This window comes from Quatrionicoccus australiensis (assembly GCF_020510425.1).
Taxonomy (GTDB): Bacteria; Pseudomonadota; Gammaproteobacteria; order Burkholderiales; family Rhodocyclaceae; genus Azonexus; species Azonexus australiensis_A.
The window spans coordinates 3,414,637-3,437,242 of sequence record NZ_JAHBAH010000001.1; the positions used below are offsets into that span (position 1 = coordinate 3,414,637).

The 22,606-nt window shown below is 62.3% G+C and carries 12 protein-coding genes; 5 read left to right on the plus strand and 7 right to left on the minus strand.

The window, feature by feature from the left end:
* The first annotated feature begins 41 nt into the window (after positions 1–41).
* The 4 genes from KIG99_RS16430 (at position 42) to KIG99_RS16445 (ending at position 5,810) form a co-directional block, all read left to right on the plus strand.
* The gene (locus KIG99_RS16430; RefSeq protein ID WP_226461121.1) at positions 42–2,561 is read left to right on the plus strand and encodes a circularly permuted type 2 ATP-grasp protein; all 2,520 of its coding nucleotides are present in this window, start codon (positions 42–44) and stop codon (positions 2,559–2,561) included.
* Positions 2,562–2,563: 2 nt separating this feature from the next.
* Positions 2,564–3,550, plus strand: coding sequence for a transglutaminase family protein (locus KIG99_RS16435; RefSeq protein ID WP_226461122.1), 987 nt, complete (start codon positions 2,564–2,566; stop codon positions 3,548–3,550).
* Complete coding sequence (locus tag KIG99_RS16440; RefSeq protein WP_226461123.1) at positions 3,550–4,809, plus strand: TIGR03862 family flavoprotein; 1,260 nt, start codon at positions 3,550–3,552, stop codon at positions 4,807–4,809. Before KIG99_RS16435 ends, KIG99_RS16440 begins: the two co-directional genes overlap by 1 nt.
* Positions 4,810–4,919: 110 nt before the next feature.
* The gene (locus tag KIG99_RS16445; RefSeq protein WP_226461124.1) at positions 4,920–5,810 is read left to right on the plus strand and encodes a response regulator; all 891 of its coding nucleotides are present in this window, start codon (positions 4,920–4,922) and stop codon (positions 5,808–5,810) included.
* A gap of 15 nt (positions 5,811–5,825) precedes the next feature.
* Here KIG99_RS16445 and KIG99_RS16450 read toward each other — a convergent pair whose 3' ends face one another.
* The 6 genes from KIG99_RS16450 to KIG99_RS16475 all read right to left on the minus strand — a co-directional run bounded on the left by KIG99_RS16450 (position 5,826) and on the right by KIG99_RS16475 (position 20,338).
* Complete coding sequence (locus KIG99_RS16450; RefSeq protein ID WP_226461125.1) at positions 5,826–9,116, minus strand: ATP-binding protein; 3,291 nt, start codon at positions 9,114–9,116, stop codon at positions 5,826–5,828.
* 6 nt (positions 9,117–9,122) lie between these two features.
* Complete coding sequence (locus KIG99_RS16455; protein WP_226461126.1) at positions 9,123–13,886, minus strand: PAS domain-containing protein; 4,764 nt, start codon at positions 13,884–13,886, stop codon at positions 9,123–9,125.
* Entirely contained in the window at positions 13,883–16,966 is a 3,084-nt protein-coding gene (locus KIG99_RS16460; protein WP_226461127.1) for a PAS domain S-box protein, read from the minus strand. The genes KIG99_RS16455 and KIG99_RS16460 overlap by 4 nt, the downstream gene beginning before the upstream one ends.
* A gap of 34 nt (positions 16,967–17,000) precedes the next feature.
* The gene (locus tag KIG99_RS16465; RefSeq protein WP_226461128.1) at positions 17,001–18,086 is read right to left on the minus strand and encodes a response regulator; all 1,086 of its coding nucleotides are present in this window, start codon (positions 18,084–18,086) and stop codon (positions 17,001–17,003) included.
* A gap of 120 nt (positions 18,087–18,206) precedes the next feature.
* Positions 18,207–19,091 (minus strand): ribosome small subunit-dependent GTPase A, encoded by an 885-nt coding sequence (gene rsgA / locus KIG99_RS16470; protein ID WP_226461129.1) that lies wholly within the window; start codon positions 19,089–19,091, stop codon positions 18,207–18,209.
* Positions 19,088–20,338 (minus strand): M48 family metallopeptidase, encoded by a 1,251-nt coding sequence (locus KIG99_RS16475; protein ID WP_226461130.1) that lies wholly within the window; start codon positions 20,336–20,338, stop codon positions 19,088–19,090. Before KIG99_RS16475 ends, rsgA begins: the two co-directional genes overlap by 4 nt.
* Before the next feature lie 50 nt (positions 20,339–20,388).
* On the opposite strand from KIG99_RS16475, the gene orn reads away from it, so the two are divergent.
* Positions 20,389–20,934, plus strand: a complete 546-nt coding sequence (gene orn, locus KIG99_RS16480; protein ID WP_226461131.1) for an oligoribonuclease — start codon at positions 20,389–20,391, stop codon at positions 20,932–20,934.
* Between the two features lie 18 nt (positions 20,935–20,952).
* Here the strand turns inward: orn and KIG99_RS16485 are convergent, their stop codons facing one another.
* A complete protein-coding gene (locus KIG99_RS16485) occupies positions 20,953–22,575 on the minus strand; it encodes an ArnT family glycosyltransferase (RefSeq protein WP_226461132.1) in 1,623 nt (540 codons plus the stop codon).
* Positions 22,576–22,606: the final 31 nt, after the last annotated feature.

A 22,606-nucleotide genomic window follows, 5' to 3' on the forward strand; every position in this document is an offset into this window, starting at 1 on the left:
AAGGGCCGGAAACGGCCCGCCCGTATTGCTTGACTGGCTGAATGGCCCGCACACTCCTCGCAATCTACCCCCACAGCGCACGCCGCTACGATGAAATGCTTGATGCCGACGGCGCTGTCCGTCCGCACTGGCGGCAGTTTTTTATTCATCTCGACGCGGTGGCGCCCGACGAAATGCATCGTCGCCTCGATTTCGTCGACCGACGGATCCAGGAAAACGGGGTCACCTACAACGTTTACGCCGATCCCAACGGTGCCGACCGGCCGTGGGCGCTTGATCCGCTGCCGCTGATCATCTCGCCCGAGGAATGGGCCGAGGTCTCGGCTGCCGTCGCGCAGCGGGCGACCCTGCTCAATGCCATCCTGGCCGATCTCTACGGCGAGCAGAAGCTGCTTGCCGAAGGTCTGCTGCCGCCGGCTCTGGTCTATGGCCAGCATGGCTACCTGTGGCCCTGTCAGGGGGTCAAGCCGGCCGGCGGTGTCTGGCTGCATCAGTACGCAGTCGATCTCGCCCGTTCGCCGGATGGCCGCTGGTGGGTCATTGCCGACCGTACGCAGGCGCCTTCCGGGGCCGGCTATGCGCTGGAAAACCGGTTGATCGTGTCGCGCGTCTTCCCGGAAATGTTCAGCGACCTGCATGTGCAGCATCTCGCCGATTTCTTCCGTGACCAGCAGGACGGCTTGGCCGCCATCGCACCGGTCGACGCCGGCGAGCAGCCGCATATCGTGCTGCTGACCCCGGGGCCGTACAACGAAACCTATTTCGAGCACGCCTATCTCGCGCGTTATCTCGGCTTTCCGCTGGTCGAGGGGCAGGATCTGACGGTGCGCGGCGATACCGTGTATCTGAAGACCCTGCGCGGCCTGAAGCGGGTGCATGTCATCCTGCGCCGGCAGGATGATGACTATTGCGATCCGCTCGAACTGCGCGGCGATTCGGCACTCGGTGTGCCCGGCCTGCTCAATGTCGCCCGCGCCGGTCGCGTTGCCATCGCCAACGCGCTGGGCAGCGGCCTGCTGTCGTCCGGCGCGCTGATGGGCTTTCTGCCGGCAATCTGTCGCAAGCTGCTCGGCGAAGAGCTTGCGATGCCCTCGGTGGGGACCTGGTGGTGTGGTGAAAAGCCGGCGCTTGAATATGTCCGCAAAAATTTCGATGATCTGGTGATCAAGCCGGCTTACCCGACGCAGCGCATGGACCCGGTTTTCGGCAATGAGCTGGAGGGTGCGGCGCGTGAGGAAATGCTGCGCCGTATCGAAGCCCGGCCGCATGCCTATGTCGCCCAGGAAATCGTCGATCTGTCGCAAGGGCCGACCTGGAGCCGTTCGCACGAGCGGCGCCTGCTCGCCCGTCCGGTCGGCCTGCGTGCCTACGCGGTGTCGTCAACCGATGGTTATTCGGTGATGCCGGGTGGCCTGGCGCGCGTCGCGACCGGTGCCAACGCCCGCATCATTTCGATGCAGCGTGGCGGCGCCTCGAAGGATGCCTGGGTGCTGACCGATGGCCCGGTCAGCGAATTCACGCTGTTGAAGCCTTCGGTCGGGGTGCGCGACCTGGTGCGGGCCGGTGCCAACCTGACTTCGCGCGTCGTCGAGAACCTGTTCTGGCTGGGCCGTTACTCCGAGCGCTTCGACGACAGTGCCCGCATGCTGCGGGTCGCCTTGAGCCGGGTGGTGGAGTCGGGCGGCGAAAAGACGCCGGCGCTGACTTCGGCGATGGAAATGGCGATGCTGATCGGCATCCTGCCCAAGCCGGAAGAGGACAACGAGATCAAGGAAGGCAGCGAGCATGTCCTGCTCGAGGCGATCTACGATCCGGAACAGCCGGGCAGCCTGGCCGGCAACATCCGCAGCCTGATGTGGGCGGCGACGCATGTCCGCGATCGCCTGTCGCTCGATCACTGGCACTCGCTGAACCGTCTGCAGCGCGAGCAGCAGGCCGCGCTGAAAATGCATCCGACCCTGGTCGAGGCGATTGCCTTCCTCGATCGCGTGCTGGGTGTTTCGTCGTCGCTGACCGGTTTTGCGATGGACAACATGACGCGCGACGATGGCTGGCGCTTCCTGATCATCGGTCGACGTCTGGAACGCCTCTCTTTCCTGACGCAGGCGATTGCCTATTTCCTGACCATGGCGTCGACGCGCGGGCCGGGCAGTCTCGAATGGCTGCTGGAACTGACCGATTCGATCATTACCTATCGCTCGCGCTATTCGCGTCTGCCCGAGCTGCTGCCGGTGCTCGACCTGCTCGTCTTCGACAACAGCAATCCGCACGGCGTGGCCTTCCAGGGCGGCGTCGTGGCGCGCTATCTCGACCGCATGGCACGTGACCTGGGCGAGGACAGTGGCAGCCTGCTGCCCGATGTGCTGGCCCGTTTGCGTGATTTCGACATGAGCAAGCTCGAACATGCGCAGCTGGATAGCAACCGCCCCGATTCGCCCTGTGCCGAACTGGCCAAACTGCTGCGCGAGCTCGACGCCGCAGCCGTGCAGCTGTCGGACTGGCTGGGCATGCGCTACTTCACCCATGTCGGCGACGTCAGCCGGCAAACGATGGCGCTCTGAGCATGGACAAGACTCCCGTCCGTTATCACGTACTGCACGAAACGACCTACGACTACGGTTGCAACATTTCCCTGTCGCAGCAGCAATTGCATCTTTCGCCGCGCATTCTTGCCTGGCAGCAGATCGAGGAACAGTGCATCACGATCAAGCCGGTGCCGACCTGGCGCCGCGATGGTCAGGATGCCTTCGGCAATCCGGTGACCTGGATGGCCTTCCATACGCCGCATGACAGTCTGCGCATCAGTTCGGTGATGGCAGTTGCAGTCATGCCGCATCTGCCGGTCGATCTGGAAAGCTCGCTGCCCTGGGAAGACGTGCGCGAACGCCTGGCCTACGATGCGTCGGCACCGAAGCCGGAGGATCTCGATGCGATGCGCTTCCTGTTTGAAAGTGCCCACGTCCGCATCAAGCACGAGCTGGCTGATTACGCCGCCGACTGTTTTCCGCCGGAAACGCCGGTGCTGGTTGGTGCCCAGGCGCTGATGGCGAAAATCTTCCGCGAGTTCAAGTTCGATCCGGAGGCGACCACGGTGTCGACGCCGGTCATGGAAGTTCTCGAAAAGAAACGCGGCGTCTGCCAGGACTTCGCTCACCTGATGATTGCCTGTCTGCGTGCGCTCGGCCTGTCGGCACGCTATGTCAGCGGTTACCTGCTGACCCGGCCACCGCCCGGCAAGCCGCGTTTGATCGGTGCCGATGCCTCGCACGCCTGGGTTTCGGTCTATGCGCCGGGCTTCGGCGACAACTGGGTCGATTTCGATCCGACCAACAACCTGCTGCCGGATACCGAGCACATCACGGTCGCCATCGGCCGCGATTTCGGCGATATCTCGCCGCTGCGCGGCATCATCCTGGGTGGCGGCGGGGCCGAACCGGAAGTCGCCGTGACGGTGACGCCGCTCGACGAGGAAGAGCTGCCGCCGGAGTTGCTTGAAAAGTCCGCTGCAAAAACGCCGAAAGCGCCGGAAGCCGACGCCAGGAAAGCCTGATGCCACGGATTGCCATCATCGGTGGCGGTCCGGCGGGCTTGATGGCGGCGGAGGTGATTGCCGCCGCCTCTGAAAATTGCCCGGCCGGGACGGTCGACCGTCTGGAAGTGCTGGTTTTCGATGCCATGCCCTCGCTCGGGCGCAAGTTCCTGATGGCGGGCAAGGGCGGCATGAACATCACGCATGCCGAACCGCTGCCCGCTTTCATTTCCCGCTATGGCGAGCGCCATGGCGAAGTTGGCGCCTGGCTGGCGCGTTTTGGCCCGGCGGCGCTGCGCGACTGGATCCACGGTCTGGGCATCCAGACCTTTGTCGGTACTTCCGATCGCGTCTTTCCGACCGAAATGAAGGCCGCGCCGCTGTTGCGCGCCTGGCTGCACCGTCTGCGCGAGCTTGGCGTGCAGTTCCATGTCCGGCATCGCTGGCTGGGCTGGACGGCCGACCGGAAATTGCGGTTTGCAACGCCGGCCGGTGAGCTCGAATGCACGGCCGATGCGGTTGTCCTGGCACTGGGCGGTGGCAGCTGGGCCAAGCTTGGCTCGGATGGCGCCTGGGTGCCCTTGCTGTGCGAACGCGACGTTGCCGTTTCGCCGCTGAAGCCGGCCAATTGCGGTTTCGATGTGGCCTGGAGCAGCCATTTCAGTGAGCGCTTTGCCGGGCATCCGGTCAAGCCGGTGGTCGCCTCCGTTGCAGGGTTGAGCCGGCAGGGCGAGTTCAACATCACGGCGGGCGGTATCGAAGGCGGTCTGGTTTATGCGCTGTCGGCGCCCTTGCGCGACACCCTTGAACGCGACGGCAAGGCGGCGCTGACGCTGGATCTGGCGCCCGGCCGTACGCTGCAGCGACTGACTGCCGATCTGGCACGGCCGCGCGGGCGCGATTCCCTGGCCAATCATCTGCGCCGGCGGGTTGGCCTGGATGGGGTCAAGGCCGGTTTGCTGCGCGAATTGTGCCCGCCCGAGGCGTTGACCGATACGGCCAGCCTGGCCGCGGCGATCAAGGCATTACCCCTGCCGGTGCAGGCAAGCCGCCCGATCGATGAAGCGATCAGCAGTGCCGGCGGAATTGATTTTGCCGGCCTCGATGCGCGCCTGATGCTGCGCGGCTTGCCGGGCGTCTTTGCGGCGGGGGAAATGCTCGACTGGGAAGCGCCGACCGGCGGCTATCTGCTGACCGCCTGTTTTGCCAGCGGGCGAGTGGCCGGCGAAGGCGTCCTTGCCTGGCTGGCGAGCAGTGATCCGCAAGATTTTTTCAGGTAAATTTTTAGCCAAACTGAACTTTGGTACATATACCATAAGTGCTAAATCCGCTAATCTAGCGTTCATTCACTGTCGATTGGGTCGGCGGAGCGAGAACCGGGAGAACTGCCTTGACGCAGACGTGCATACTGGTCGTTGATGATGAGCCGATTGGCCGGGAAACGCTGGCCGAGAATTTGAGCGAAGAAGGTTATGCGGTCGTCGAGGCGGACTCGGGAGAGGCGGCCTGGCGCCTGATCGATGCCGATCCCGAGCGCTTTGACGCGATCCTGCTCGATCGCATGATGCCCGACATGGATGGCATCGAAATCCTGCGCCGGGTCAAGCTGCGGCCGGACATGATGCATGTCCCGGTCATCATGCAGACCGGCATGACCGCCGATGCCGATGTGCTCGAAGGCCTGCAGGCCGGCGCCTACTATTACCTGACCAAGCCTTTTTCCGCCGACACGCTGCTGGCGATCGTCGCTGCGGCGACCCGCGATTACCGTGGCCACAAGGAGCTGGCCGAGGCGGTGCAGCGCCAGAGCAGCACGCTCTCCTGTCTGGTGCAGGCACGTTTTGTCTTCAATACGCCGGAAGAGGCGCGTGACCTGGCGGCTCTGGCTGCCCATGCCGCACCCGATCCCGGACGTGTTGCGCTGGGCTTGTCGGAGCTGATGCTCAATGCCGTCGAGCATGGCAACCTTGCCATTGGTTATGACCAGAAGTCGAAACTCATCGAAGACGGCTGCCTGCATGAAGAAATCAGCCGTCTGCTGGAGCAGCCGGAATTCAACGGGAAATATGCCGAACTGGAAATCGAGCGCTCCGCTGGTGAGCTCGTTTTCACCATCCGTGACCAGGGAGCCGGTTTCGACTGGCAGGCTTATCTCGAGATGAGTCCGGAGCGGGCTTTTGATACCCATGGCCGGGGTATTGCCATGTCACGCATGATCAGTTTTGACACGCTTGAGTACCGTGGTCGCGGTAACGAGGTGAAGGCACTTATCCGCCTTTGAGCAAGCTTGTTCCGGCTAATTGCTGCTGTCGTTGAGGACCAGCCGGTTCTTCAGCAGGAGCAGCGCCTGCGGGAAATCGAAATTGTCGAGCTGGCGGCGGAAGTCCGGATAGTCGGAGCCGAGCAGTGCGCTCAGGATACCGGCCGACTGCTGTGCCAGGTTGAGGCTGTTCATGTTGTCTTCTGCAAGCAGTGCACGTAGTTGCTCGATCAGCTGTCCGCTATCGCTGTTGCTGTCGATAGCCAACACCACCCTTTCTTCAACGATTGCGCGGAGTACGCTTGCCCGCAATTGGCTGTGGACGGCTTCCAGTTCATTGGTCAGGGTGGCGAGTTGCTCCGTCTGGTTCTCGCGAATGGCGAGTTCCAGTGCGGCAGCTGCAGCACGGATGCCTTCCAGCCCGAGGGTTGCCGAGGCGCCTTTTTCGGTATGGGCCAGGCGGCGAGCCGTGGCGTTGTCACCACTGCCCAGTGCGACACGGATTTCGTCGGCGATGCCGGCATGACGCTCAAGATATTTGCGCAGCAGACTGATGTAGCGTTCTGCCTTGCCATTCAGCGCGTGGAGTCCGGCTGCAGTGTGCAGGCCGGGTAGCGCAGCCAGGCGTTCAAGCGTCGCTGCGACACCGGGATCGATATTCTCTGCAATCAGGTTGGCCGGCGGCTGCAGCAACAGGGCCGGGGTGCTGACCGCCGGCAACCAGTGCAGGAGTTTGGCGTAGAGGACTTCGGGATTGACCGGTTTGCCGATGTGGTCGACCATGCCGACGGCCAGGCAGGCCTCCCGGTCTTCGCTGAAGGCATTCGCGGTCATCGCGACGACCCGGGTTGCAGCCCGTTCCGGCAGGGCGAGAATACGCCGGGTGGCCTCCAGACCATTCAGCACCGGCATCTGCATGTCCATCAGGATCAGGTCGTAGGCTGTCTTTTCCGCCATCTCGACGGCCTGCTTTCCATTCTCTGCGAGATCGGCAACGAGTCCGGCGTGACGCAGCAGTTCGAGCGCGACCTCCTGACTGAGCGGGTCGTCTTCGACCAGCAGGATGTGTGCAGTCTGACGGGTCTTGCGGATTTCTGCCTCCAGATCGACGTCGACCGCTGGCGCTTGCCTGCTTTCGATTGTTGTTGCGGCAATGCCCAGGCGAACCGTCATCCAGAACGTGCTGCCTTTGCCGGGCTGGCTGCGCATGCCGGTATCGCCGCCCATCAGGCGGGCGAGCTGGCGACTGATGGCGAGGCCGAGACCGGTGCCGCCAAAGCGCCGGGTCGTCGAGTCATCGGCTTGTTCAAAGGGGCGGAACAGGCGTTCCTGGATGCCGGGTTCGATACCGATGCCGGTATCGCTGACTTCGATACGCAGCAGTATCTGCTCGCTGCTTTGCTCGGCGACTTCCGCATGCACCCGGATCTGGCCATGCTCGGTGAACTTGACTGCATTGGACAGGAAATTGAGCAGGATCTGCTGCAGGCGCTTGGGGTCGCCGTGCACGGCCGGCGGGAGATGTGGCGACAGCTCGGCGTATAGCACCAGCCCTTTGTCGTGGCTGCGATATTCGATCATTTCCAGCGTTTCGCCGATCAGGCGCGAGATCGAGAAATCGCTTTCCTCAAGCTGGAGTTTCTCGGCTTCGATCTTCGAGATGTCGAGAATGTCGTTGATGACGTTGAGCAGGTGTTGTGCCGAATCCTCGACCCGGCTAAGCCGTTCTTTCTGCAACGGATCACTGGCATCGCGCCGGATCAGGTGGGTCAGCCCGATCACGGCATTGAGCGGGGTGCGGATTTCATGGCTCATGTTGGCCAGGAAGGCGCTCTTGGCACGACTGCCGCGTTCGGCGTACTCCTTGGCCATGGCCAACTGACTGGTTCGCTCGCTGACCATGGCTTCCAGACGGCGCCGGTATTCCATCAGTTCGGCTTCTGCCTGGCGGCGTTCGGTGACATCGGACGCAAAGCTGAGAATATGCGATATCCCGTCGATATCGATGATCGCTGCAGAGAGCTGGATGTCGCGCAGCTTTCCTGATTTGTCACGCCACTGTGTTTCGTGATTAAGCGCCGAACCCTGTTCGAGCAGTTTTGCAACCCATGCCGAACGCGCGGTCTGATCAATCCACAGCCCGAGTTCGATCCCCGTCTTGCCGAGCATTTCCTCGCGGCTCCAGCCGAAGTAACGCCGATAGTTGTCATTGGCATCGACAAAGCAGCCATTGTCGGTGCGGACTATCGAGGTTGCCATCGGACTGGCGTTGAAGGCGATGCGGAATCGCTCCTGCTCGGCCCGGGTCGAACTTTCCGTTTCGAACAGCCCACGGTAATGGCGGGTTCCCCGTTGCTGGTAAATGAAGCCGAAAATGCTGGCTGTCGCCAATAGCACTCCGATGGACAGGGCAATGATCAGACGGGAGGCCAGCATCCATTCGGCGAGCGCTTCCTCGCGATCTATCTTGGTGACGATGTGCCAGGACGAGTCCGGTATCGACTGGAGGGCGGCAATGACGGGTGTGCCGCTATAGTCGGGGCCTTCAACGATGCCGCTCGCTTTGTCGAAGACCGCACGCACGGCCGGTGTCTCCTTCTTTTCCGAGGAAATGCGCAGTTGCGAGGCTGTGGCCGGGCGCTTGTGCAGCTCATTGAGAAACAGGACCTGATCTTCATCACGGCGGACGAGGAGCGTTTCCGCGGAGCGACTGGCCAGCGGCCAGGATTGCAGGGTTGGGAAAAGGAAGTCGCCGGGGGCGATCTGCATGACCAGCGAACCGATCCAGCGGGTGCCGCGGTCGGCAAACAGCGGGACAATGACCGAGATGTGAAACAGTTCGTTACCCTGGTCCCGGTGAAAATCGGTAAGGCCGGCCTGGCGGGATTTCGCGGCCAGTTCCTGATAAAGAGCGAAGTCGGCCGGTCGGCTTGTCTTGTGAACAGTCAAGTTCAGCCGGATATTGCTGTCGCTGTCGAGCAGCATGATGTCGTGGTAGTGGTGGTTCTTGAGCAATGACTGGAAGCGCTCGCGTAGTTGCTGTTCCGTCCTGGCGTCAGGTCGCTTCAGCCAGCCGTCGATCTGGCTGCCCAGTTCCCGGTCCTCGCTGATGACCTGGCCATCCGCCACCCGTTCGTGGCGCCAGTCGGAGATTTGTCGGGACTTGAGTTCGGCGACAGCCAGCAGTTGCTGACCGGCTTTCTCCAGCATCTGTTTGTGCTCGGTTTTGTAGAGCAGTGCCCCGCCAACAATCTGCAAGACGAAGACGAGTATCAGGCTGGGTATGAACCAGCGAGGTAATTCCGAGATGGCCTTGGGTTCGGGCATGACGGGCTATTTTTCTGATGCGGGGGGGGCCGCGGAGTCGAGCCGGAGCAGTGCCGATTCAAAATCGAAACTGCTGATCGCGGCTGCAAAAGCTGCATAACCCTCGCCCAGCACTTCGTGCAGCAGCGGTACCTGCTCGGCGAGCAGGGTCTGGGCACTGAGATCGCCATCGTTCAGGCGATGGCGAAGTTCACGCAATATTTTGTTGTTGGCCGAGGTGTTGGCCTGGGCTGCGGGGGCGCTTTCGATGGCAGTCGGGGCCGGCAAGAGTGTCAGCAAGTTGCCGCAGAGTGTCTGGTAGGCCGTCGCGCAGCGGTCGATCAGGGTTTCGATGTCACCTGTCTGGTCGCGGATTGCGGCTTCGAGATCGGCTGCCGTCTGGCGCACGACCGTCGCGCCCAGCGTACCGGCGGCTCCCTTCAGCGAGTGGGCCAGGCGTCGGGCTTCGTTCTGGTTGCCGTTGTCCAGTTCGCGCCGAATGCTTGCGAAGTCGTCGGCGTGGTTGCCACAGAATTTGCCGAGCAGGCGGCAGTAGCTGTGCAAGCGGCCGCGTACCGATTGCAGGCCGAAGAGGGCGTCAAGCTCAGGCGTGGCGTCGAGCGCGGCACGCAATTGAGCCTCATCGAGAGGTGCCGGAGGTGCTACATCCGGTGCCCGGGGAGCTTCAGCAAAAGGCCCTGCCGAGCCGGGCAGCCAGCGGACGAGTGCCCTGAACAGCACCTCGGGATCTACCGGCTTGGCAATGTGGTCATTCATGCCGGCGGCGAGGCAAAGGTCGCGGTCGTCGTCGAAGGCGTTGGCCGTCATTGCAAGAATGGGAACTTGGGCGTAGCCCGGCAACTGGCGAATCTGGCGGGTCGCTTCCAGTCCGTCCATGACCGGCATCTGCATGTCCATCAGGATCAGGCTGTAGGGCGGCTGGCCGGCTGCCATCGCAAGCGCCTCGGCACCGGTGCGGGCGATGTCGACGTCGAGACAGACGCCGCTCAGCAAGTCGGTGGCGACCTCTTCATTGATCGGGTTGTCTTCAGCCAGCAGGACGCGCGCACCGGCATGCCGTTCGGTGATTTCCCGCTCGTTGTCGCGGGGCGTGGGCAGGGTTGGCGTGGCGAGGCCGGGCAGGCCGGCTCGGCCAAGACGGGCAGTAAACCAGAATGTGCTGCCGGCACCCGGGCTGCTATTGACGCCTACCGCACCATTCATCGCTTCGGCAAGGCGGTTGCTGATCGCCAGGCCCAGGCCGGTGCCGCCAAAGCGGCGGGTTGTCGAACTGTCGGCCTGCTCGAAGGGGTGGAATAGCCGCGATTGGACCTCGCGGCTGATGCCGATACCGCTGTCGCGGACTTCACAGCGGAGCAGCAGGCCATCGTTGTTTTCGTGGATCAGCCGGGCAAGCAGGCGAATCTCGCCGTGTTCGGTAAATTTGACGGCATTGGACAGGAAATTGAGCAGGATCTGCTGCAGGCGCAGCGGGTCACCATGCAGCCCGGACGGCAAATTCGGGTCGATTTCCCAGTTGACCGGCAGGTGCTTGCTTTCGGCGCGTTCGGCAATCAGCGAGCAGGCCGTCTTGAAGACATCGGCGAGCGAGAAATCGGTGTTTTCCAGACTCAGCTTGCCGGCCTCGATTTTCGAGAAGTCGAGAACGTCGTTGATAATGGAAAGCAGGTGTTGCGCGGCATTGGCCACCTTGTTGAGGCGGGAAAGCTGGGCCGGTTCGCTGGTCGCGCGCTGGCTGAGGTGGGTCAGGCCGATGATGGCGTTCATCGGCGTACGGATTTCATGGCTCATGTTGGCCAGGAAGGCGCTCTTCGCCCGGCTCGCCTTTTCTGCATCGTCCCGGGCCTTGATCAGTTCGGTCGTGCGTTCTTCAACCAGCGCTTCGAGGTGGTCGCGGTGGCTTTCGAGTTCGGCGGCAAGCCGCTTCTTCTCGGTGATGTCTTCCTTGATCGCCAGGTAATGGGTGATGTGACCATCCGGCTGGCGAACCGGAGAAATGATGGCAAATTCTTCGTAGACCGTATCGTCCTTGCGCCGGTTGACGAATTCGCCACGCCAGATCTCGCCGCGGGCCAGGGTATCCCAGAGCTCCTGGTAGGTGCTTTGCGGCGTCTGACCGGAGTGGAGCAGACGCGGGTTGGAGCCGATGATTTCCTCGCGGTTGTAACCGGTGTTGCGGACAAAGGCATCGTTGACGTACTCGACATCGCCGAAGGTGTTGGTGATGACGATGCTGTGCGGGCTCTGTTCAATGGCCAGCGAGTGTTTGTGCAACTCTTCTTCGGCGGCTCGCCGTTCGGTGACATCCTGCACCGTGCCAACCGCGTATACCGCTTCGCCTGCCGCATTGAAATGAACATGGGCGCGTTCGCGTACCCAGCGGATGGCCTGATTGACGATGATCCGGTGTTCGGTGTCATAGATCCTGCCGTGGAGCGCGGCTTGCCAGTCGGCGATGACGCGTTCGCGATCGTCGGGATGAATGCGGTCGATGAAGGAGGCAAAAACCAGCGGGCCATTTTTCGTCAGCCCGAAGATCTTGTAGGTTTCATCGCTCCACTGCAGATCGTGGCGCAACATGTCGAGGGTCCAGCTGCCGAGGTTGGCGATGCTCTGGGCCTCGCGCAGTGCGGCCTGCTTTTCGAGCAGGCTCTGCTGCATGGCATGCGCTTCGGTGATGTCCTGGATGGTGCCAAACAGCCGGCTCAGGCGACCGTTTTCATCAAGTTTGACCTGGCCGACGCCATGCACGTGACGAACCATGCCGTCATTCTGGCGGACGATCCGGTATTCGACATCGAAATGCAGGTTCTGGGCGCGAATCTGGGCGCGCTGGTAGGCAATCAAGCTTTCCCGGTCATCGGGATGGACGATTTCGATCCAGCTTTGCTTGGAACGGACGAAAGCGGCATCGATCCCGAAAATTTCATCGAGCATCGGCGAGGCGGTCCAGATGTCGAGTTTCGGGTCGAACTGGAAATGCCCCAGGCGGGCAAGGCGTTCGGCCCGCTGCAGATTGGCTTCGCGCTGGGCCAGGGCGGTGCGCGAGCGCTGCATGGCAAGGCCGATGCCAATTTCGCCGGCCAGATCGCAGAGCAAGGGGATTTCATCGTCGCTGAACGCATCCGGCTCGGTTGCGTACAGATTGAGCGAGCCGATGACTCGCCCGTTGATGCGCAAGGGCAGGGAGGCCGATGACTGGAAGCCGGAGTCGCGCGCGAAGCTTCGCCACAGCGAATAACTCGGGGCATGCAGTACATCGTGGATGATGACCGGTACGCCGGTGCGGATGGCGCGGCCGGTTGGGCCCTGGCCATTGGGCACGTCAGCCCAGCTGATGTTGAGCGAGGCCAGGTAGTCTGCCCCAAGGCCTGATTCGGCGAGCGGGATGACCCGCTTTTCGCTGTCGTCAATGGCCTGGGCAATCCAGGCATAACGGTAGCCCCCGATTTCGACGGCCGTACTGCAGATCTCGTTGAGCATCTGGAGTTCATCGTCATGCCGGATCAGGGCCTGGGCAATGCCGCTCATCAGGCGCAGGGCGCGGTTCTGCCGGTTGAGCGCGGCAGTGGCCCGGCGTCGCTCGCTGATATCGGTCAGGATGCCGGTGGTCAGCTTGGGGCGGCCATCTTCCATGTGCTCGATGACACAGCCCCGGTCTTCGATCCACCGCCAGATGCCGGTCTGGCTCCGGATACGGTATTCGCTGCGGTAGACACTGATTTTGCCTTGTCGCACGGCGTCGACCGTTGCCCGTAGTGCCGCCAGGTCTTCCGGGTGGATCCGGCCAAACCATTCGTCCTGGCTGTATGGTGCATTGTCGGCCGTGCACTCGATCAACTGCAGCGCACCTTCACTGAAGAAATGCTTGCCACTCTCATGATCAAACTCCCAACTGCCGGCACCGGCGGCATCGAGTGCCATTTGCAGGTGGGCTTCGAGGCGCAGCCGGTCGCGTTCGCGGTGTGCCTTCTCGAGTGCATCCTCCAGGTGATGCGCGGCGAGATGCTCGAAAAGCCGCCGCTGGCTGACGACGCCGACAATACGCGCATGCTGGTCGAAGACGACCATGTGCCGCATGTGGTGCTCGGTCATCTGTTCGAGTGCGGCGCTGACCGATTGTTCGACCTTGAGGCCAAGTACCGGCGAACTCATGACCCGGTCAACCCGGGTCTCTGCGAAATTCTCAAAATCCCTGACCAGGCGGGGGATGTCGCGTTCGGTAATGATGCCGAGCGGGCGATCGTCCTGATCGGTAATGATGACGTAGTCGGAGTCGCCGTCGACCATGCGCTGGATTGCGTGCTCAAGCGTAGCCTCTGGCCCGAGGCGCGGAATGTCGCGTGCCATCAGGCTGTCGAGGGTGCGCAGATGGCGGAAGATGTCGGCGCCGATATGGATGCGGAAATCCGTGTCGCTGACCAGACCAAGCGTGTGGCCGCTGGCGGAAACAATGACCAGATGCCGGATCTGGTGCTGCAGTGCTTGTTGGCGTGCAGCAAAAAGATTCATCTCGCTGTCGCTGGTGAGCAGCGGACGGGACATGATGGCTTCGATGGGCGTGTCGAGCGGGCGACGTGCCTTCAGGGCATGAACGATGTCGGTTTCGGTAATGATGCCCACCGGTTTGCCTGCGACTTCCACCAGCATGCTGGATATTCTGGCCTCCGCCATCAGGCGGGCAGCTTCGCGTAGTTCCTGCCGCGGCGCAATGCTGCGCACGACGCGAGTCATGACATCGGCGAGGCTGGCGAATGCGCCTGCTTTCATGCTTCCCTCGACGCGTTGGCGGGTTGGCTGGCCAGTGCTTCGGCCAGCAACGGAATCATGCGTTGATGCTCGCTGTCGAGCTGTTGCAGCAGTTGTTCGATTTCTCCGGCAGGCTTGCCGGCATGCAGGGCGGCCTCCAGTTGTGCGGCTGCATGCTGGATGGCTACGATGCCCAGGGTGCCGGCGGCACCCTTCAATGTGTGCGCGGAACGGGTGGCCTCTTCGAGCAGGCCGGCAGCGAGTTGGTGCGATATCTCAGCCGGAACATCGGCATGGCTGCGCACGAAAGTCGCCAGCAGGCGTAAATAGCTGGCCTTGCGGCCGCGTACGGCATTGAGCCCGATCACGGTATCAAGGCCGGCGATAGTGGTCAGCATATCGGTCAAGTCGGGCGTCGAGGCAGCTTGTACTGGGCGTTCGGGGGGCGGCAGCTTGTCGAGCGGGGCGGCTTGAGCGGGCAGCCATTTGATCAGGGCGGCGTAGAGATCCTGCGGATCCACCGGTTTGGCGACATGGTCGTTCATGCCGGCCTCAAGGCAGCGCCTGCGATCTTCGCTGAAGGCATTGGCGGTCATGGCGAGGATCGGTACCCTGCGGCCGGTCGCCGCTTCTGCCTGACGGATGGCACTGCTGGCGGTGAGGCCGTCCATGATCGGCATCTGGACATCCATCAGGATCAGGTCGTAGTCCTTCTTGCTGGCCATTTCGACCGCTTTTTTGCCGTTGACCGCTACGTCGGCCTGCAAGCCCACCGCGTGCAGCAAATCGAGGGCGACCTCCTGGTTGATCAGATTGTCTTCGGCAAGCAGGATGCAGTTCCGGCCGTGGCGTGCCGCGAGCAGGGATTCGGCATTGCCGGCCGGCGCAAACCCATGGTCGGTGCCGCCAGGCTGTGTGGCGGACTGCAGGCAGGCGGTGAACCAGAAGGTACTGCCGACGCCGGGAGTGCTGCTCAGGCCGGTTTCGCCGCCCATCAACTGGGCCAGGCGACGGGCAATGGCCAGGCCGAGGCCGGTGCCGCCAAAACGCCGGGTGGTCGAGGTGTCGGCCTGTTCGAAAACGTCGAAAATGCGTGCCTGCTGATCCTGCGGAATGCCGATGCCGGTGTCGCTGACAGTAAAACGGACCATTTTCCCGGCCGATGTTTCGCTCTGCAGGGTCACGCTCACCGTGATCGAACCATGCTCGGTGAATTTGACCGAATTGGACAGGAAGTTGAGCAAAATCTGGCCGATGCGCAGGGAGTCGCCATTGACAATGGGATGCAGGGCAGGATCGATTTCGCTATGGAATTCGAGACCGCGTGAGCGGATCCGGTCGATCAGCAGGGCAGTTGTGTTGTCGAGCAGGCGGCTTAGCGAGAAGTCGACGGGGACCAGTTCCAGCTTGCCGGCTTCGATTTTCGAGATGTCGAGAATCTGGTTGATGATCGCCAGCAGGTGACGGGCGGCACTGCTTACCTTGCTCAGGCGTTCAAGTTGCGCCGGTTCTTCGGTGTTGCGCTCGACGAGGTGGGTGAGGCCGATGATGGCGTTCATCGGCGTACGGATTTCATGGCTCATGTTGGCCAGGAAGGTGCTCTTGGCGCGGTTTGCTTCTTCAGCCACTTCCTTGGCGGCCGCCAGTTCTGCGGTGCGGGCCTGGACCAGCTCTTCCAGATGGTGGCGATGCTTTTCCAGTTCGGCCGCAGCCTGGCGTTGCTCCGAAATGTCGTCGATGAAGACGACCAGATGCGGTTCGCCATCCATCTGCACGGTTTCGGCCGACATGCTGGTGATGCGTCGCCCGCCATCGGAGGCCACGCCGATGCTTTCAAAGTCGTTGATGCGGCCATCGCGGCGGATGACTTCGACAAATTTCTGGCGGTCGCTCTCGTTACCCCAGAGACCGGCTTCCAGCGTTGTCTTGCCGATCAGATCGGCGCGCGTCCAGCGATACTCCTTGAGCAGGCGGTCGTTGGCATCGACCAGCTTGCCATCGCACAGGCGGGTGATGCAGGCGGCAACCGGGGCTGCCCGGAAAGCAGTGGCGAGGCGTTCCTGCAACTGGGAAATTTCGGTTTGCGCCTGCTCGCGTTCCGATACATCGACGATGAAGGAGAGGACATAGGCTTCGCCATGCAAGGTGATGATTTCAGCCGACAGGCTGACTTCTATCGGTTCACCATTGCGTTTGTGCCATTTTGCCCGGAAGTCGCGCAGGCGTTTTCCGGCAACCAGTCGTTGCCGCCAGATGTTGCGGCTTTCGGGATTCGGCCAGAGTTTGCTGTCCAGCGTGCTTTGCTCGATCAGTTCTTCGCGTTCCCAGCCGGTGGTTGTGCAGAAGCGCGGATTGGCATCGAGGAAGATGCCTGCTTCGAATGTGGTGATGGTGATGGCAATCGGGCTGGCATCGAAAGCGACTTGAAAACGTTCCTGCAACTCGTGCAGTGGCGAAACGTTGCGTCCAATGCCGAGTACACCAATCAGCTTGCCGCCGGTGTCGCGCATGGGGGCCTTGATGGTGTTGAGCATTTCGCGATGCCCATCGTCGGCAAACGTGACCCATTCCTCGTTGCTGCGTGGTGCATCGGCGAGCAACGCGGCCTGGTCGTTGGCGCGGAAAAAGCGGGCCAGATCGTGGTCGATAAAATCGAAGTCGGTCTTGCCCAGGATGTCGGCTTCCTTGGCGCCGAAAAATTTCTCGAAACGCCGGTTGCAACTCAAGTACACACCCTCCGGGTCTTTCAGCCAGACCAGGTCGGGCAGGGTGTCGAGCAGAGTCCTTAGTTGACCATGTTCTTCGGAGATGCGCTGGGCCGCAGCCAGGGCAAGCTCTTGCGCCTGATGTTCGCGTTTCTGTTTTTCGTTGATCTGGCCAAGTAGTCGGCGCAGCAATGCGACGAGGAGGAGCGCGGTGATGCCGACGAAAAACCAGCCCTTCAGGATGCTGACCAGAGCCAGTTCGGCCGGGTCCGGGAAAAAGAGACTGGCCAAGCGGTCGGATACGAGAATCCACAGTACCGAAAACGCGATGTAAGGGAGCACGATCAGCGCAATGGCCCGGCTGACGCTCCCGTTTTCTTGTTGCTGCATATTCATGCGTCTGCCTTCTTGCTTCGGCCTTGGCGCGCGATCAATCGCTGTAAGCGTCGGCGATCGCCTTGAAGGTCGCAAACTGACTGGTAAAGGCCTGGACAATATCCGGGTCAAAATGCGAACCGCTGCCTTCGACGATCATCGCATGTGCCTGTTCGAGCGGGAAAGGCGGCTTGTAGACCCGTTTGCAGATCAGTGCGTCGAAAACGTCGGCCAGTGCCATCAGGCGGGCGGCAATCGGGATCGCGTCACCGCGCAGGCCTTCCGGGTAACCGCTGCCATCCCATTTCTCGTGATGGTAATGCGCGATCTGCTTGGCGATGGCGAGAAATTCTACCGGCTTTTCGGCATCGCGTTCGGCCAGTTCGATAGCGTCGCTGCCCAGTTTGGCGTGGGTTTTCATGATTTCCCACTCTTCCGGCGTCAGTTTGCCGGGCTTGAGCAGTACGTGATCGGGAATGCCGACCTTGCCGATGTCGTGCAGCGGCGCCGACTGGGCCAGGGCATCGATGGTGCGCGGATCGAGAAAGGCCGCAAAGCGCGGATGGTCGGCCAGGGCCTGGGCCAGGGTGCGGACGTATTGCTGGGTGCGGCGCAGGTGATTGCCGGTTTCCGGATCGCGCGTTTCGGCGAGGCGGGCGAGCGCATGAATGCTGACTTGCTGGATCAGCTGGTTTTCGCCCATGCGATGGGCGACTTCGGCTTCGAGGTAGCTGTTCTGGTCGCTCAGGAAGTCGCGGGCGCGTTTCAGTTCGAGTTGGGTACGGACGCGGGCAAGGACGATGGCCGGGCGCAGCGGTTTGGTGATGTAGTCGACGGCGCCGCAGTCGAGGCCGTGCTCCTCGTCTTCGGTGGCGTCCATGGCGGTGACGAAGATGACCGGGATCTGGCTGGTCAGCGGATCGGCGCGCAAGGCGGCGATGACGCCGTAACCGTCCATATCTGGCATCATGACGTCGAGCAGGATGAGATCTGGTGTTGGGTGGCTGTGCGCAATCTGCAGCGCGCGCCGGCCGGAATTGGCAGCGCGCACCCGGTAGGTGGGTTGCAGTAATTCGCCGAGAATGCTCAGGTTCTCGGGCGTGTCATCAACGATCAGAACGGTCGGTTGGCCGTTGGTCATTTCGTCTCCCCGCTGGCGTGGCGGACTTTGTTGTAGGCAGATTATGGGCGCGTCGCGAAAATATTGCTACCGCCGAAGAAGGCCGTCAGGCAGCCCTTTCCTGCTTGCGGGAGCAGGCTTTTAGCCCGGGCGTAGCGTTCCCATGATGCGGTGATAGGTGGCAAAACGCTTTTCTTCGATTTTTCCGGCGTTGACCGCTGCGCTCAGGGCGCAATCCGGCTCGCGGTTGTGGCGACAGTCGCGGAAGCGGCATTGCCCGAGATAGGGTCGGAATTCGCGGAAGGCATGTTCGATTTCCTGCGTGTTCAGATGGCCGAGACCGAATTCCTGCAGGCCCGGCGAGTCGATCAGCTGGCTGTCGGCATCGAGGTTGTAGAGTGTGGCGTGCGTCGTGGTGTGCTTGCCGGAGTCGAGTGCCGCCGAAATTTCGCGCGTCGCGGCCCTGGCTTCCGGGAACAGCGCATTGACCAGGGTCGATTTGCCCATGCCGGACTGTCCGACCAGGACGCTGGTCTTGCCGTGCAGGGCCGGACGCAGATCCTCGGCGTGCTCCAGGGCGGAGAGTTCGAGCACGCGATAGTCGAGCGCGGCGAACATTTTCAGGCGTTCGCGGGCGATCGGTAATTTGTCTGCGAGGTCGCACTTGTTGAGCACGATCAGGACTTCGATTTCCTCGCTTTCGGCGGCGATCAGGGCGCGCGTCACCAATTCGTCGGAAAAGCCGGGTTCGGTGGCGACGACGATGACCAACTGGTCGACATTGGCGGCAATCAGTTTCTGCTTAACCTCGTTCGAGCGGTAAAGCAGGCTGCTGCGCGGCTGGATCGCCTCGATGACGCCTTGGTCGGGCGCCGTCTGCTTGATATCGACGCGGTCGCCGCAGGCAACGTCGCTCTTCTTGCCGCGCGTGAAGCAGGGCAGCAGGCTGCCGTCGGCCAGTTGCACGAAATACTGCCGGCCATGCGCGGCAACGACGCGCCCTTCAATCAGGCCGGGTTGGCTCATGCGGCCTGCTCCAGTTTCTGCAAGTGGGCAATGCGCTGGGCGGCCGGCGGGTGCGAGTCGTAGAACAGCGAATGCAGCGGGTCGGGCGTCAATGTCGCGGCATTGTCTTCGTAGAGCTTGACCAAGGCGCGTACAAGATCGCCGGCCGAGGCGTGTTCGGCTGCGTAGGCGTCGGCCTCGAACTCGTTGCGGCGCGACAGGTAGCTGCCGAGCGGGCCGAGCAGGAAGGTGAATACCGGGATGACGAGGAAGAAGAGGACCAGTGCCAGGGCCGTGTTCTGCGCCGGCACGCCGAGTCCCGAATAGAACCAAGGCGCATCGATCAATCGACCGAGCAGCCAGAGGAAACCGAGGGACAGCGCGAACATCAGCGCCATACGGTAAACGATGTGGTGACGGCGAAAATGCCCGAGCTCGTGGGCGAGCACGGCTTCGACTTCGGCGGGCGTCAGGCGCTCGAGCAGGGTGTCGAAGAAAACGATGCGCTTGTTGTTGCCGAAGCCGGTGAAGTAGGCGTTGCCATGGCTGGAGCGCTTCGAGCCGTCCATCACGAAGAGGCCGCTGGAACGAAAGCCGCAGCGCACGAGCAGGGCTTCGATGCGGGTTTTCATCTCGCCGTCGGCGAGCGGCGAGAACTTGTTGAACAGCGGCGCGATCCAGGTCGGGTAGATGAACATGACGAGCAGGTTGAAGGCGCTCCAGAACAGCCAGACATAGAGCCACCACAGGCTGCCCATGCTGTTCATCAGCCAGAGCACGGCAAGGATCAGCGGTGCGCCGATGACGATGCCGATCAGCGTCTGCTTGGCGAGATCGGCGAAGAACAGGCCGAGCGTCATGCGGTTGAAGCCGTGTTTGGCTTCGATGACGAACTGGCGGTAGAGCGAGAAGGGCAGATCGATGATGCCGGAAATCAGCATCACGCTGAAAATCAATGCCAGCCCGTAAGGCAGGCCGTCGAGCCGGGCCGAGCACAGGTCGTGCAGCCAGGCGAGGCCGCCGCCGAGGGTCAGGAACATGAGCAGGGCGCTGTCGACCAGCGTTGTCTGCAAGGCGAAGCGGCTACGGTCGACGCTGTAATCGGCGGCTTTTTGGTGGGCAGCGAGCGGAATGCGTGCGGCGAACTCGGCCGGAACCTCGGCCCGGTGGGCGCTAACGAAACGGATGTGGCGCAGCGTGAGCCAGAGACGGACGGCCAGACTGAGCAGGAAGGCGGCGATGAACAGGGTGGTGAATGGTGTGGTCAAGTTGGCTGCAAAGCTGTGAGAAAATCGGGGTTTTCAGGAGTGGCGATTATATGACAGGCAACGCAAACAACCTCGTCTGGCTGGATATGGAAATGACCGGTCTGAATCCGGAGGGTGACCGCATCATCGAGATGGCGATGGTGGTGACCAATTCCGAACTGGAGATGGTTGCCGAGTCGCCGTCCTGGGTGGTGCATCAGTCCGACGCGACGCTCGCCGGCATGGATGACTGGAACCAGAAGACGCATGGCCGTTCCGGCCTGATCGACAAGGTCAAGGCTTCGGTCATGGATGAGGCCGCGGTCGAGGCGGCGGCACTGGAATTCCTCAAGAAGTATTCGCTGCCCGGCCATTCGCCGATGTGCGGCAATACCATCGGTCAGGACCGTCGTTTCATGGCGCGCTACATGCCGACCCTGGAAGCCTTCTTCCATTACCGCAATCTCGACGTCAGCACGCTCAAGGAGTTGTGCAAGCGCTGGCAGCCGGAAATCTACAAGGGCTTCAAGAAAAAGGGGCGGCATACGGCGCTGGCCGATATTCAGGAGTCGATCGACGAACTCAAGTATTACCGCGAGCATTTCCTGAAGGGCTGAGCCCTTCATGCCGGGCGGTCAACGCTGGAAAAGACGGAACTTTTCCTTACGTTCGCCCGGTCGGCTGCCTTCCCAGACCTTGTTCCAGCGCGCATCGGGGGCAGCCAGTTGCTGCCGGGTTTCGCCGCCGACCAGCAGCCAGTCGCATTTCCTGCCTTCGGTCGTGTCCGTGGCGGCTGGCTCGATACCTATAAAGTAGGCCAGCGAGGCAAGCTGGGTGTCATTCAGGCCGCGCTCGGCGAGGCAGCCATGGCCATCCGGCAGGGCCTGGGCGATGGCCTGGGCAACCGGGCGATAGCTCTTGCCGTAGTCGAACCAGGGCAGGATCAGGGTGGTCGCGAGCAGCCACAGGCAGGTAAAGCCCATCGTCCAGTGGGTCAGGCTGCGGTAGGGCGAGCGCGGGGCAGTGAAGATCAGCCAGCCCCACCACAATGTTCCGGCCAGGCCGACCAGCAAATCGGACCAGTCCAGGCTGCCGACGAAACCGGGGCGCAAGACGACGACCCGTTCCGCCATCTTGCCCGGCCAACCGAGTGCCATTGCCGACCAGCCGAGCCAGACCAGAGCGACAAACAGGCTGAAACTCATCATTGCGAACCAGTCGAAGGCATTGGCGGCGCCGCGGCGCAGCGTCAGGGCACCCGGTGTGGCGAGCAGGGCCAGCGACGGCAGGAGCAAGAGCGTCGGAATCTGGCGCGGACGGTAGGCCAGCGCCAGCATCAGGAAGGTCAGCAGCAGGAAAATCAGCGGCAGCAACTGGGCTGGGGCCGCGAGATTCTTGCGGCGTGTCCATAAGGTCCAGCCGGCTAGCGGTAGGGCCGGGAATGCAAACCAGGGCAGCATGGCGAGGAAGCGCCCGGCGCCGGTGAAGGAGAATGGGGTTTGCAGCGGTGCCAGTTCGGTTGCCACCCAGCCGTGCAGGCGGGCTGGTTCAATGGCCAGGAGCAGCAGGGGCCAGGGCAGGATCAGCAGGAGCGCGATGCCGAGGCCGATGGCCAGTGTCTGGAGTGCTTTTGGACGATCCGGTGACAGCCACCAGGCAGCCGGCAGAATGGCGAGCAAAGGCAGGGTTGGGGCAATACCGGCGCCAAGCAGGCAGCCGGCGACGGCGATGCCGTAGAAGATTCCGGTCAAACGGGGACGTCGACCGATGGCGGCGAGGCTGCCGAGGGCGCCGGCGTAGGCCGCAAGCGCAATCAGCATCGGCTGCGCATCGTGGGCATGGAAGAGCAAGCCGGTACAACCGGCCAGCAGCAGTGGGCTGGCCGCCGCACTTTCCTGGCCATACAGTTCGCGCCCGGCGTAATAAAGTCCGGTCAGGGCGAGTGTCACCCAGAGGCCGCTGGCCAGACGCATGGCTTCGTGCAGCGGCAACAGCCAGCCGAAAATCTTGCCGGTCAGAGCGGCGCTCCAGTAATAGAGCGGAGGTTCGTGGAAGGAGCGGCCGGCAAGGTCGGGGGACAGCCAGTCGCTGTAGGTCAGCATGTGCCAGGCGGTGCCGATGTGGATGGCGTCTTCGCCCTTCCAAGGGTCGCGTCCGAACAGCCCGGCCAGCACATAAAAGGCGAGCATGGCAGCGAGCATCCAGCCGGCCGGTGGCAGGCGGATGCCGCGACGGATCAGGGCGAGCAAATCAGGCATGCGCAGTGCAAATGAAAAAGGCAGCCCAGCG